Source organism: Enterobacter sp. 302C9 (assembly GCF_034106085.1).
GTDB lineage: Bacteria > Pseudomonadota > Gammaproteobacteria > Enterobacterales > Enterobacteriaceae > Enterobacter > Enterobacter asburiae_B.
The window spans coordinates 128,466-141,614 of sequence record NZ_JAWNBW010000005.1 but is presented as its reverse complement, the minus strand read 5'-3'; the positions used below and the strand labels follow the sequence as shown (position 1 = coordinate 141,614).

The following is a 13,149-nucleotide window of genomic DNA, read 5'->3' as shown; positions in this document are numbered from 1 at the left end:
CACTGAGCGATTATTCAACACTTTAGACAAAAATGTAGCAAGATCACAGGATTAGAATATATCTGCCTGTAATGTGCTCTAAAAAGCATGAATGCGCAAAAAAAACACTGAATGCTAAAACATCAAAAAATGCTATTATCCGCTAACCTGTTATCAGGCACCTGCTGTTTTAAGGATGAGGATAGTATATGGATCAGGCTGGAATTATTCGCGACCTGCTCACCTGGCTGGAAGGTCATCTCGACCAGCCTTTGTCACTGGATAATGTGGCGGCTAAAGCAGGCTATTCCAAGTGGCATCTGCAAAGGATGTTCAAGGATGTCACCGGTCATGCTATCGGGGCCTATATTCGCGCACGTCGTTTATCAAAATCTGCTGTGGCATTGCGCCTGACCGCGCGGCCTATTCTGGATATTGCCCTGCAATATCGTTTCGATTCACAGCAGACCTTCACCCGCGCCTTCAAAAAACAGTTCTCGTTGACGCCAGCGCTTTATCGTCGCTCGCCTGACTGGAGCTCGTTTGGCATGCGTCCGCCGCTGCGTCTGGGCGAATTCGCAATGCCGAAATATGAAATTGTCGCGCTGCCGGAAACCCATCTGATCGGCACGACACAAAGCTACTCCTGTTCACTGGAGCAGATTTCAGAGTTCCGTCATCAGATGCGCGTCCAGTTCTGGCGCGACTTCCTGAGCCACGCACCGACGATCCCGCCAATCCTGTATGGCCTCAACGAAACGCACCCAAGCCAGGAAAAAGACGACGAGCAGGAGGTGTTCTACACCACCGCGCTGACGCCAGAGATGGCCAATGGGTATATTCAGGGTTCGAAGCCAGTCGTGCTGGAAGGCGGCGAATACGTGATGTTCGCCTATGAAGGGCTGGGAACGGGGGTTCAGGAGTTTATCCTGACCGTTTACGGAACCTGCATGCCGATGCTGAATCTGAATCGCCGTAAAGGTCAGGACATTGAGCGCTACTACCCGGCGCAGGATGCCAAGCCGGAAGAAGGCCCAATCAATCTGCGTATGGAATTCTTGATTCCGATACGTCGTTAACGCTGCAGTTCGTCAAGCGCAGGGGCATCAAGATGCGAAATGTCCCCTGCCATCTCTACTACCCAGCCCGACGCCAGCCACGCGCTTTCCTGATAATCAATCCGGGAAATGGAGCAGTTGCGCAGGCGCAAACGGCGCTCAGCGTAAGCCGGTAACCCCAGAATGGTGCTCACCAGGCAACCCAACGCAATCCCGTGACTCACCAGCAGCGGACGGCTTCCCGCCGGCAGCCTCAGGCATTCCGCCAGGGCGGCATGCATGCGTACGCTGAGCTCCTGCATGGATTCGCCTTCAGGAATTCGACCATCTTCGGTACCGTTCACCAGCGTGCGGCGCCAGCCCTCCTCCGCTTCCGTCAGCGTATCGATATGGCGTTTTTCCAGCACGCCCATATCCAGCTCGCGCAGGCGCGGCTCCAGCATGACGTCACAGCCGCAGGCATCTGCGATGATGCGCGCCGTCTGCTGTGTGCGACCTAAATCGCTGGTGATCACGTGGGTAATGCCCAGCGTTCTGGCGCGTTCCGCCACCTGCCACGCTTGCTGCACACCCTTCTCGGTGAGAGGACTGTCTGACTGGCCTTGAATACGTCGCTCGGCGTTCCACTGCGTTTCACCGTGGCGAACAAGGTATACCTGTAACATGCTTTTTTTCCGTTATACTGCGATGAGTTTTTTTTGAATCGAGCTTAATTATGCACCATGTTGTCTCTGCTACCACTAATCCTGCCAAAATTCAGGCAATTCTAAGGGCATTTGACGAGATCTTCGGCGCAGGATCCTGCCATATTGAGGCCATCGGCGTCGAGAGCGGCGTTCCTGAACAGCCGTTTGGCAGCGAGGAAACGCGCGCTGGCGCACGAAATCGCGTGGCAAACGCAAAGGCCGCGGCACCGGATGCTGACTTTTGGGTAGCGATTGAAGCAGGTATCGACGAAGGCGCAACCTTTAGCTGGGTGGTCATCGAAAGCCGCGAGCAGCGCGGTGAAGCACGTTCGGCCACCCTGCCGCTGCCGGAGATCATTCTGGAAAAAGTCCGTGCGGGTGAAGCGCTCGGGCCGGTGATGTCGCAGTACACCGGCATCGATGAGATTGGCCGTAAAGAAGGGGCGATTGGCGTCTTTACCGCAGGCGCGCTGACGCGTTCAGGCGTTTATCATCAGGCCGTGATTCTGGCCTTAAGCCCGTTCCATAACGCGATTTATCGGTAAGTTTGTAGGCCGGATAAGGCGTAGCCGTCATCCGGCGTTTTTCAACAACACCGCTTCCAGCCACTGGCGCAGCTCAACCGGGGCCGACTTCAGGCTGTTCGAGCCGCGGGTGATCGTTGCAATACCCGCGCCGAGCTCATTTTTCAGCTCGCGCTGGCTCATCTCGCCGCGCAGCAGCTCTTCAATGATCCGCACGCGGGTACCCAGCGCCTCGCGCTCGTCCGGCGTGAGCATCAGCTGCATAAGGGGTAAATGCAGATCCTGTTCGTATGACTGACGCAGCAGCTCCACAAAACGAAGCCACTCCAGATGACGTTGTTCGGCCATTGCCGAGGAATACGGGGAATGCTGGGTCATGTTATGCTGCCTCTTGTACTCTTTAGCGAGTACAGCATAACACAACCCACGCCGATCAGTAACGTCTCTGCCACTCGGCATCGCTCATCAGGGTATCTTTCTGCCCCATGAAGTAGCGATAGTAAGCGTCATAGGCCAGCACGTTCTTCACGTAGCCGCGCGTTTCCGAGAACGGAATGCTCTCCACAAAAGCCACGGCGTCGATGCGTCCGGCGCTGTTGCCGAGCCAGGTCCGCACGCGCCCAGGACCCGCGTTATACGCCGCAGAAGAGAAGATGCGGTTATTGCCGAACTGCTGATACACGTACTGGAGATAGCTGGTACCGATGTTGATGTTGGTATCCGGATCCAGAAGCTGCGACGGACTGCTGTAGCCCGGAATATTAAACATCTTCACCGTGTGCGTCGCCGTGCCCGGCATAATCTGCATCAGGCCGCTGGCGCCCACCGGGGAACGGACTTTCGGGTTCCACGCGCTCTCCTGACGGGCAATCGCCATCGCGTAGCTTTGCGGGATATCTTTGCCGCTGGTGTAGCGATCGAACAGATCTTTGTACGCCAGCGGGAAACGTTCTTCCAGATGATCCCAAAGCTTGCCGGCTATCGTCGCCTGCACGCTGAGATCCCACCAGTGATTATCAAACGCATAGCGGGCAAGCTGGGCTTTCTCATCGGTGGTGCGACTGGTCACCAGATTCGCCCACTCGCTGCGCGCGGTGTTATCCATATTCCAGTACATCAGCTCGCGAACGCGCGCCATTTCTGGCCCCTGCGTCAGCGCCGGGTTCGCGTTGGCAGGCGCTTTATCTATACGGAAGGTGTATTCCTCACCCAGACGCTGCGCGGCAGCCATTGGGTAAAACCCGCGCTGCTGCATCAGCGTATGGAGGATCTCTTTGGCCTCATCATCACGGCCGCGCTCCATCAGCAGATCGGCCTGCCAGTAGCGCCATTCGTCTTTCTCTTTGGCCTCCATAGGCAACCGCGCGAGCCAGGTATTCAGCCCACGGCGATCGCCCGTGCCCAGCGCCATGCGCACGCGGCGTTCCACCAGCGACGTGGAGTTCGAACGCATAATGGCATCGTCACGCCAGCGCGCCTGTTCATCGGTCACATCGGTGCCCATCAGTCGCCACGCCACGATGTCGCGCAGCTCCTGGGTTTGCTCCTCATTGAGCTGCTGCGCCTGCACCAGCTGCGGGATCATCAGCCGCGCGTTTTCCACATCGTCACGCGCCACGCTGGCAAAGGCCACCGCCGCCATCTGGCGGGTAAAATCGGTCGCACCCGTACTGCGGGCAAAGGTCAGGACGCTGTTTGGATCGTTAGCCAGCGAGATAACCGCCGTGGAGATCGTCTGGTAATCGGACGGCATCTGCCCCGCCAGCGTGGTCACCAGACGCGTGTTACCGGCTTTCATCGCCAGACGGATGCGTTCAAGGTAGGAGAGCGGATCCTGCTTGCCGGAAGCACGCCACGCGCTAAACAGAGAATCACAGGCGTTCGGCTGGTTTTTTCCGGTCAGCCAGAGCTCTTTCGCTCCGGCCCAGGCCTCTTCCTGCTGGCCGGTCGCCCATTTTGCGTAGTAATAGTTACACTGGGCTTCGGTGGCGTTCGGCTTTTCCGGGCTAAACGCCAGCAGTCCGCGCCAGTCTTCGCGACGCGCCAGCTCATTCACAAAGCGAGACTGCAGATTTCGGGCTGGCGGCAGGGTTGGGTTCGCCTGAATGAAGTTATTCACGGTGACGGTAGGCTGGTTCATCAGATCGTCGGTTATCTGGCGATACTCCAGATACGGATACAGCGGATAATCCTTTAGCGTCGGCATCAGCGCCTGCACGGTATCCATCTGCTTGTTGTCCCACGCCTGTTTAATCTGGGCGTAGCGGTTACGTTGTTCATCCAGTGAATCGGCATGCACCGCCTGGCTTACCGCCATTACGCATACGCTGGCAGCCAGCAGACGCCAGACCACCCGTTTGGCTTTTTCCACAAGCTCTTCCTCATTGTTTTTTCGTCAATTGCAGCGTCTTGCCACGTCAAAGTCTAATTAACTTATGCTAACCAGGCATTCTTCAACGCGCCACGTCATGGACACTTTTTTACCTTTCTTGCGCGTTTTAACACTCCCGACGTTCCTGGCTGGGATTAGGACGTGAAAAAGGCTACACTTCGAGGCTGAAATTCCTTCTCATTACGATAAAAGAGGCGAAGTCCAACGTGGCTCAATTCGTTTATACCATGCATCGTGTCGGCAAAGTTGTCCCGCCGAAACGTCATATTCTTAAAAATATCTCGCTGAGCTTCTTCCCGGGCGCAAAAATCGGTGTTCTGGGTCTCAACGGTGCCGGTAAGTCCACCCTGCTGCGCATCATGGCCGGCATTGATACAGACATCGAAGGTGAAGCCCGTCCGCAGCCTGGCATCAAGATTGGTTACCTGCCGCAGGAACCTCAGCTGAACCCGGAACACACCGTTCGCGAATCCGTTGAAGAAGCGGTATCCGAAGTGGTTAACGCGCTGAAAGGTCTGGATGAAGTGTATGCCAAATACGCTGAGCCGGATGCGGACTTCGACAAGCTGGCCGCGCAGCAGGGCAAGTATGAAGAGATCATCCAGGCGCACGACGGTCACAACCTGAACGTGCAGCTGGAGCGCGCGGCTGATGCCCTGCGTCTGCCGGACTGGGATGCGAAAATCGCGAACCTCTCCGGGGGTGAACGCCGCCGCGTGGCGCTGTGCCGCCTGCTGCTGGAAAAACCAGACATGCTGCTGCTCGACGAACCGACTAACCACCTGGATGCAGAATCCGTGGCGTGGCTGGAGCGCTTCCTGCACGACTTCGAAGGCACCGTTGTGGCGATTACCCACGACCGTTACTTCCTCGACAACGTCGCCGGCTGGATCCTGGAGCTGGACCGCGGTGAAGGTATTCCGTGGGAAGGCAACTACTCTTCCTGGCTGGAGCAGAAAGATCAGCGTCTGGCGCAGGAAGCTTCTCAGGAAGCGGCGCGTCGTAAGTCTATCGAGAAAGAGCTGGAGTGGGTGCGTCAGGGCGCGAAAGGCCGTCAGTCTAAGGGCAAAGCCCGTCTGGCACGCTTCGAAGAGCTGAACAACACCGAATACCAGAAACGTAACGAAACCAACGAACTGTTTATTCCACCTGGAGCACGTCTGGGGGATAAAGTGGTTGAAGTGACCAACCTGCGTAAGTCCTACGGCGACCGTCTGCTGATCGACGACCTGACCTTCTCCGTACCGAAAGGCGCTATCGTTGGTATCATCGGTCCGAACGGCGCGGGTAAATCGACCCTGTTCCGCATGATGTCCGGTCAGGAACAGCCTGACAGCGGCTCTATCACCCTGGGTGAAACCGTGAAGCTGGCCTCCGTTGACCAGTTCCGTGACGCAATGGATAACAGCAAAACCGTGTGGGAAGAAGTCTCCGGCGGTCTGGATATCATGCGTATCGGCAACACCGAGATGCCAAGCCGCGCCTATGTTGGCCGCTTTAACTTCAAAGGCACCGACCAGGGCAAACGCGTGGGCGAGCTGTCCGGCGGTGAGCGCGGTCGTCTGCACCTGGCGAAGCTGCTGCAGGTGGGCGGAAACGTTCTGCTGCTCGATGAACCAACAAACGACCTGGATATCGAAACCCTGCGCGCGCTGGAAAACGCCCTGCTGGAGTTCCCGGGCTGCGCGATGGTTATCTCGCACGACCGCTGGTTCCTGGACCGTATCGCGACCCACATCCTGGACTACCAGGACGAAGGCAAGGTGGAGTTCTTCGAAGGTAACTTCACCGAATACGAAGAGTACAAGAAACGCACGCTGGGCGCCGACGCGCTGGAGCCGAAGCGTATTAAGTACAAGCGTATTGCGAAATAAAAGCAAAACGGCAACTTCGGTTGCCGTTTTTTATGTTTATTCCCTCTCCCCGCGGGAGAGGGTCAGGGTGAGGGCATCAGGCTGCGCACTTTGTAGGCCGGGTAAGGCGAAGCCGCCACCCGGCTTTTTTTATTTGCCCACGTAATACCGCTTCACCTCATCAAACTGCATTGCAAACTCGATATAGCTCATTAGCGCGGGCGAATTCAGCTTGCGGCTTGGGTAGGCCAGCCACAGATCGTTACCTTCAACATTCCACTCCGGCAGCACCTGAACCAGCGCCCCTTTTTCAATTTTATCTTCTACCAGGAAGGCGGGAAGCAGCGTGATCCCCGCACCGGCAATCGCACATTCGCGGGCGTAGACCAGATTATCGGTCATGTGCGCGTTATCCGGCAGGTAGCGGTAATCCTCGCTCTCGCTTCGCAGAAGCCACTCCGACCACGCCCGGTGCGTAATGCAGCGGTGCTCCACCAGCTGACGGGGATGCGTCAGCGGATCCCGACGCGCCAGATAGTCCGGTGAGGCCAGCATGTAGCGCGGGCAGTGCCCGATCATCCGGCCAATCAGGGAGGAGTCCTGCGGCTTACCGGTACGCAGCGCTACGTCAAAACCGGCCTCGACCAGATCCACCACGTCATCAGAGATCGACACATCCAGCGAAACGTCAGGATAGCGAAGCTGAAACTCGGCATTCATGTGCGCCAGCAGCGTCGCCCCAATTCCCGCCGGACAGGTGATCCGCAGCCGCCCGCTCGGGTTTTCGCGCAGCCGCTGAATGGCGTACTCGGCCCGCTCGCTGGCCGCCAGCATCTCGCGACAGTGCACCAGATAGTGCTCGCCCGCAAATGTGAGGCTGATCCTGCGCGTGGTGCGGTTCAGAAGGCGGATACCCACCTGCTGCTCCAGCTGGCTAATTCGCTGGCTAACGCTGGATTTTGGCAGGTCCGCCTTCTGCGCCGCCGCGGTAAAGCTGCCCATCTCCGCCACCAGCGCGAACAGCGCCATATCCTGCAGCTGCTTAAACATGATTGTTCACCCTGTACGAACGCTGAGTTCTTGATTGTCCATCTTATCACGCAACTGTCCACTTTATAGACTAGCCTCAACAAAACGCATGCCATTGAGGAGCACACCATGTCTGTTAAAGCTATTGCCGTTAACCCAGAAAATCCGTCCACCTTCATTGAAATCACCCCGCCAATGCCGCAGCCCGGCGAGCACGATCTGCTGGTAGAGGTGAAGGCCGTCTCTGTTAACCCGGTCGATACCAAAGTCCACGCGGGCATTGCTAAAAACGGGCTGAGCGAGCCGCGTATTCTCGGGTGGGACGCCAGCGGGATCGTCAAAGCCGTGGGGGCTGGCGTGACCGGATTCAAACCGGGTGACGAGGTCTGGTACGCGGGCGACATCACCCGCCCGGGCAGCAACACCACGCACCAGCTGATTGATGCACGCATAGTCGGCCACAAGCCTGCCAGCCTCGGCTGGGCGGCTGCCGCTGCACTGCCGTTGACCGCGCTCACCGCGTGGGAAGGTCTGTTTGAACGCCTGAACATTCAGGATGCCGGGGCGGACAAAACGCTGCTGATCATCGGCGGCGCTGGCGGCGTGGGATCGCTGGCGATCCCCTTTGCGAAGCACAACAGCAAGGTGAAGATCGTCGCAACGGCTTCACGAGAAGATTCCGCCCGGTGGTGCCGCGATCGCGGGGCTGATATTGTCGTCAACTACCGCGATCTGAAAGGCGAGCTGGCGAAACAGGGGCTCACCTTTGTGGATTACATTTTCATCCTCAACGACACCGACGGGCACTGGGATGCGGTCAGCGAACTGATTGCGCCGCAGGGGCATATCTGTTCCATCGTTGAAAATGAACATCCGCTGAACCAGGACAAGCTGAAGTCCAAATCCGCCGCCCTGCACTGGGAGTTTATGTACACCCGCAGCATGTACCAGACCGCGGATATGGCGCGTCAGGGGGAGATCCTCAATGAGGTGGCAAAACTGGTGGATAACGGCGTGGTTGAAAGTTCGCTCAGCGAAACGCTGCACGGGCTGAGCGTGGAAAGCATTACCGAGGCGCACCGTAAAGTGCTTGAGGGACATATGCGTGGGAAAGTGGTGATTGAGTTCTGAGTGGCTTGATGCCCTCACCCCGGCCCTCTCCCACAGGGAGAGGGAGGTTAAAGTCCCCTCTCCCTGTGGGAGAGGGTTAGGGTGAGGGGTAAGTTTTTACCCCTGCTCCCCCATCATCTCCTTCACCAGCTCGACGCAGCGCAGGAAACGGGAGTCGTAGTCAGACTCTTCCACATGGACAAACTCAACGTTGTTTTCGTTGAGCATCTCCACCAGCATGGTCTGAAACTCTCGCCTGTCCACGGAGCTGCCGAGACTGCGCATGCCGTCGGCCACCCATGGGGTGTTGTTTTCCAGCAGGATCACCAGGTCAAAGCGGTATTCGTCAATCAGCGCCTGCACGAACGGGTGCTCGCGCCCTTCATATTTTTTACAGAACGCCTGTGTGGTCACGAAATCGGTATCGATAAACGCCACTTTGTTGGCGTATTTGACCGCAAAATCAATGTACTGGGCATGACCGAGCGCGATTTTGTCGTAGTCGGAATACTGCAGCGCCATCTCGTCGCCGCCAAGGTGCGAGAAGACATAATCGCGGCCGTACTCCCACGCGCTGGTGGTGTTGAAGATATTCGCCAGCTTGTTGACCAGCGTTGATTTACCGCTCGACTCGCCGCCCAGGATCGCGACGGTACGCACGAAGAACGGCTTCACTTCGGTCGGGATGTAATCCCAGTAGCGGAACGGGTTCTCGCGGATCTGCGCTCCGCTGATGTTCATAAAGGTGCGTTTCGGGTCGATCAGCACCGTCTCGATGCCCAGATGCTCGCGGAACTGCGGCGCGTCGGACTCTTCAGAGGTGTAGATCCAGTTAGGCGCAATGCCCTTCTCTTCCATAAACGCTTTGATGCCGTTGCTCCACACGTCCCAGCCGTGCGGATACGGCTCCATGCCCTCTTCGTTAAAGGCATGAATACGAATATTTTTCTGGTACTTAAAGGTCTGGAGCAGCCAGCGCAGGCGGTCCGGCACGGTCGGCTGCTGCGACATGGCGCTGTCTTCAAATAGCTGACGGTCACGGGTTTCGTCGTAGCCCATGATGATGTGCAGCTCGTCAACCTGGCTACAGGCGCGCTGGATCAGATAGATATGCCCGGTATGCAGCGGGTAAAACTTGCCGAACACCACGCCGATGTTCTTTTGCATACGCGGGAACTCCAGCCCCAGAAAGCGGTGCAGCGCTTCCAGCTTCTGCGCGCTGGGGCTTTTGATTTTGGCGTTCAGCAGCTGGCTCAGGTAGCCTTTGGTCATGCCGCTGGCGTCCGCCACCTGCTGCAGCGTGCAGCCCTTCTGGCGGATTGCGGTCTTGATGTAGTCAAATGATGACATAAATTACGGTGCCTCCTGCAAAATCAAATTTACGTAATTATAAGTCGTCAAAGACATTTAACGCATCTGCGAGTTTTTTCACGCCAAATACCTGCATCCCTTCCGGGATCTTTTTCGGCACGTTGGCGGCGGGAACTATCGCCCGGCGGAAACCGTGTTTTGCCGCCTCGGAGATACGCTCCTGGCCGCTGGGTACCGGACGGATTTCCCCGGCGAGGCCCACTTCGCCGAAGACCACCAGATCCTGCGGCAGCGGTCTGTCGCGCAGGCTGGAGACCATCGCCAGCAGCAGCGCCAGGTCTGCGCTGGTCTCCGTGACTTTGACGCCGCCGACCACGTTAACGAAGACGTCCTGATCCGCCATCTGCAGCCCGCCGTGACGGTGCAGCACCGCCAGCAGGATCGCCAGACGGTTCTGTTCCAGACCGACCGCCACGCGCCGCGGGTTGCCCATCATCGACACGTCCACCAGCGCCTGAATTTCAACAAGCAGCGGGCGCGTTCCCTCCCACAGCACCATCACCGAGCTGCCGGAGGTGATCTCATCGCCGCGGCTCAGGAAGATGGCCGACGGGTTGCTGACTTCGCGCAGCCCCTGTTCGGTCATGGCAAACACGCCCAGTTCGTTCACCGCGCCAAAGCGGTTCTTGTGGCTGCGCAGGGTACGGAAGCGAGAATCCGCGTCGCCGTCGAGCATTACGGAGCAGTCGATACAGTGTTCAAGCACCTTCGGTCCGGCCAGCGAGCCGTCTTTGGTCACGTGGCCGACCATTACAATCGCCACGCCGCGCGTTTTGGCAAAGCGCGTCAGGTAAGCCGCGGTTTCACGCACCTGCGCGACGCTGCCCGGCGAGGACTGAATGTCCGCCATGTGCATCACCTGAATGGAGTCGATCACCATCAGCTTCGGCTGCTCTTCTTCGGCAATCATGCAGATCTGCTCGATGCTGGTTTCGGAGAGCATGTTCAGGTTGCCGGTCGGCAGGCCGAGGCGGTGAGCGCGCATCGCCACCTGCTGTAGAGACTCTTCGCCCGTGACGTACAGGGTTTTCATCTGTTCGGCGAGCTTGCAGAGCGTTTGCAGCAGCAGGGTCGATTTACCCGCGCCCGGGTTACCGCCGATCAGGATCGCGCTACCCGGCACCACGCCGCCGCCGAGCACGCGGTCAAACTCTTTGAACCCGGTGGAGAAGCGCGGCAGCTCTTCGAGGCTGATGTCCGAAAGTTTTTGCACCTTCGCCACGCCCGCGTTACCGGCATAGCCGCTCAGGCGCTCATTGCGCGCCACGCTCGGCGAAGCCGCCACACCACGCACTTCGGTGATGGTGTTCCAGGCATGACAGGCGCTGCATTGCCCCTGCCAGCGCGGATAATCCGCACCACATTCATTACAGACAAATGCGCGTTTTGGAGCTTTCGCCACGGTTTACCTCGTTATTTCTGATTAATGCTGCCGGAGAGAATGCAGAACACCCCCATCAGGTCAGCGTGACGGATAGTGACTTCCGTCTTTTCATTCACTTTTGGCTTGGCATGGTAGGCAATGCCCAGACCGGCGGCTTTGATCATCGGCAGGTCGTTCGCGCCATCGCCGATGGCGACGGTCTGGACGACCGGAATTTCATATTTTTCCGCCAGACGCGTCAGCGTATTGGCTTTGTACTGGGCATCAACGATATCGCCGATCACCTGGCCGGTCAGCTTGCCGTCCATGATCTCCAGCTCATTGGCCACCACGGTGGTCAGATGCAGTTTTTCCCGCAGGTAATCCGCGAAGAAGGTGAAGCCACCGGAAGCAATCGCCACTTTCCAGCCGAGGGATTGCAGCTTCAGCACCAGCTGCGTCAGCCCTGGCATCAGCGGCAGCACGTCGCGCACCTGACGCAGAATGTTGGCATCGGCCCCTTTCAGGGTCGCCACGCGCTGGCGCAGGCTGGCGGTGAAGTCCAGCTCGCCGCGCATCGCACGTTCGGTGACTTCCGCCACCAGCTCGCCGCTGCCCGCCAGCTTCGCAATCTCGTCAATACACTCGATCTGAATGGCGGTTGAGTCCATGTCCATGACCAGCAGGCCCGGGGTTTTCAGATGCGGAATTTTGCCCAGCGGCGCGACGTCCAGCCCGGCGTCATGCGCCAGACGCGTTGCGCGCTGCGTCAGGGAACCCGCCAGGCGAATAACCTGGTAGTCTTCCACGCACCAGGCGGCGACGATGACCATCGCCGCACCCAGCTTGCTTTGATACTGGGTCAGGCGTTGCTTATCCAGACCGCGTCCGTAGAGGAGCCAGCCGCTACGACCGGCGTGGTAATCCAGAGGCATCACCTCATCGCCACTTAAAGAGAGCGGCAATCCTGGCCATAAAGAGACATCCGTTGGCAGGTCACACCAGGTAATGTTCGGCATTAAAGCTCCTGTAATTTCGTTCGCGCCGGAAGGTTGCAGAGGGAAAATAACGCATGAGGCTACCCTGTAACCATCACTTCTGGCAACATTAAGCCGTAAATTTTCAGCAGGTGGAATATGGCTCGCGCAAAACTGAAATTCCGGCTCCATCGCGCCGTGATTGTCCTTTCCTGTCTCGCACTATTAGTGGTGCTGATGCAAGGGGCATCGTGGTTTAGCCAGAACCATCAACGGCAACGCAACCCGCAGTTTGAAGAGCTGGCCCGCACGCTGGCGCGCCAGGTGACGCTCAACGTCGCGCCGTCCATGCGTACCGAAACGCCGGACGAGAAGCGGATAGGCCAGGTTTTACGCCTGCTCACGGAGAATAGCCGCATTCTTGATGCCGGCGTCTATGATGAGCAAGGCAACCTGATTGCCCGCGCGGGCGAGCACGTCGACGTGCGCGACAGGCTGGCGCTGGACGGGAAAAAAGCCGGGGGCTACTTTAACCAGCAGATTGTCGAACCTATTCAGGGGAAGAATGGCCCACTGGGCTATCTGCGCCTGACCCTCGATACCCACACCCTGCCTACTGAAGCCAAACAGGTCGATAATACCACCAATATTCTGCGCCTGATGCTGCTGCTTTCACTCGCCATCGGCGTTGTGCTGGCGCGTACCCTGCTTCGCGGCAAGCGCTCGCGCTGGCAGCAATCCCCGTTCCTGCTGACCGCCAGCAAATCCGTCCCCGAAGACGAAGAGAGCGAGAAGAAAGATTAGTGA

At 58.0% G+C, this 13,149-nt stretch carries 12 protein-coding genes; 5 read left to right on the top strand and 7 right to left on the bottom strand.

Annotated elements, in window-relative coordinates; genetic code table 11:
• The first annotated feature begins 188 nt into the window (after nucleotides 1-188).
• Nucleotides 189-1,058: an MDR efflux pump AcrAB transcriptional activator RobA gene (gene robA / locus UR289_RS12215; RefSeq protein ID WP_023310333.1), complete on the top strand. Its 870-nt coding sequence runs from the start codon at nucleotides 189-191 to the stop codon at nucleotides 1,056-1,058.
• On the opposite strand, the gene gpmB is transcribed toward robA, so the two are convergent.
• On the bottom strand, nucleotides 1,055-1,702 hold the full coding sequence (gene gpmB / locus UR289_RS12210) for a 2,3-diphosphoglycerate-dependent phosphoglycerate mutase GpmB (RefSeq protein ID WP_320710246.1): 648 nt from the start codon (nucleotides 1,700-1,702) through the stop codon (nucleotides 1,055-1,057). The genes robA and gpmB overlap by 4 nt on opposite strands.
• A 50-nt stretch (nucleotides 1,703-1,752) precedes the next feature.
• Here gpmB and yjjX point away from each other — a divergent pair, with 50 nt between their 5' ends.
• Nucleotides 1,753-2,268, top strand: a complete 516-nt coding sequence (gene yjjX / locus UR289_RS12205; protein ID WP_032649880.1) for an inosine/xanthosine triphosphatase — start codon at nucleotides 1,753-1,755, stop codon at nucleotides 2,266-2,268.
• A 27-nt stretch (nucleotides 2,269-2,295) separates the two neighbouring features.
• Here yjjX and trpR read toward each other — a convergent pair whose 3' ends face one another.
• Together trpR and sltY are read right to left on the bottom strand one after the other, a co-directional pair.
• Nucleotides 2,296-2,625, bottom strand: coding sequence for a trp operon repressor (gene trpR, locus UR289_RS12200; RefSeq protein WP_023310330.1), 330 nt, complete (start codon nucleotides 2,623-2,625; stop codon nucleotides 2,296-2,298).
• A 55-nt stretch (nucleotides 2,626-2,680) separates the two neighbouring features.
• Nucleotides 2,681-4,618 carry a murein transglycosylase gene (gene sltY / locus UR289_RS12195; RefSeq protein WP_029740849.1) on the bottom strand — a complete coding sequence of 646 codons (1,938 nt, stop codon included), beginning with the start codon at nucleotides 4,616-4,618 and terminating at the stop codon, nucleotides 2,681-2,683.
• A 227-nt stretch (nucleotides 4,619-4,845) separates the two neighbouring features.
• Between sltY and ettA the strand changes: the two genes are divergently transcribed.
• Nucleotides 4,846-6,513: an energy-dependent translational throttle protein EttA gene (gene ettA / locus UR289_RS12190; RefSeq protein WP_006810191.1), complete on the top strand. Its 1,668-nt coding sequence runs from the start codon at nucleotides 4,846-4,848 to the stop codon at nucleotides 6,511-6,513.
• A 129-nt stretch (nucleotides 6,514-6,642) separates the two neighbouring features.
• Here ettA and UR289_RS12185 read toward each other — a convergent pair whose 3' ends face one another.
• Nucleotides 6,643-7,542, bottom strand: coding sequence for a LysR family transcriptional regulator (locus UR289_RS12185; protein ID WP_320710244.1), 900 nt, complete (start codon nucleotides 7,540-7,542; stop codon nucleotides 6,643-6,645).
• A 108-nt stretch (nucleotides 7,543-7,650) separates the two neighbouring features.
• On the opposite strand from UR289_RS12185, the gene UR289_RS12180 reads away from it, so the two are divergent.
• Nucleotides 7,651-8,652, top strand: a complete 1,002-nt coding sequence (locus UR289_RS12180; protein ID WP_087823437.1) for a zinc-binding alcohol dehydrogenase family protein — start codon at nucleotides 7,651-7,653, stop codon at nucleotides 8,650-8,652.
• Between the two features lie 96 nt (nucleotides 8,653-8,748).
• Here the strand turns inward: UR289_RS12180 and nadR are convergent, their stop codons facing one another.
• The 3 genes from nadR to serB are packed head-to-tail and all read right to left on the bottom strand — an operon-like array spanning nucleotide 8,749 to nucleotide 12,384.
• Complete coding sequence (gene nadR, locus UR289_RS12175; protein ID WP_015572616.1) at nucleotides 8,749-9,981, bottom strand: multifunctional transcriptional regulator/nicotinamide-nucleotide adenylyltransferase/ribosylnicotinamide kinase NadR; 1,233 nt, start codon at nucleotides 9,979-9,981, stop codon at nucleotides 8,749-8,751.
• 37 nt (nucleotides 9,982-10,018) lie between these two features.
• Nucleotides 10,019-11,404 carry a DNA repair protein RadA gene (gene radA / locus UR289_RS12170; protein ID WP_014068810.1) on the bottom strand — a complete coding sequence of 462 codons (1,386 nt, stop codon included), beginning with the start codon at nucleotides 11,402-11,404 and terminating at the stop codon, nucleotides 10,019-10,021.
• A gap of 11 nt (nucleotides 11,405-11,415) precedes the next feature.
• Nucleotides 11,416-12,384 carry a phosphoserine phosphatase gene (serB, locus tag UR289_RS12165; RefSeq protein WP_023310325.1) on the bottom strand — a complete coding sequence of 323 codons (969 nt, stop codon included), beginning with the start codon at nucleotides 12,382-12,384 and terminating at the stop codon, nucleotides 11,416-11,418.
• A gap of 117 nt (nucleotides 12,385-12,501) precedes the next feature.
• On the opposite strand from serB, the gene UR289_RS12160 reads away from it, so the two are divergent.
• Nucleotides 12,502-13,146 (top strand): YtjB family periplasmic protein, encoded by a 645-nt coding sequence (locus UR289_RS12160; RefSeq protein WP_032660794.1) that lies wholly within the window; start codon nucleotides 12,502-12,504, stop codon nucleotides 13,144-13,146.
• Nucleotides 13,147-13,149: the final 3 nt, after the last annotated feature.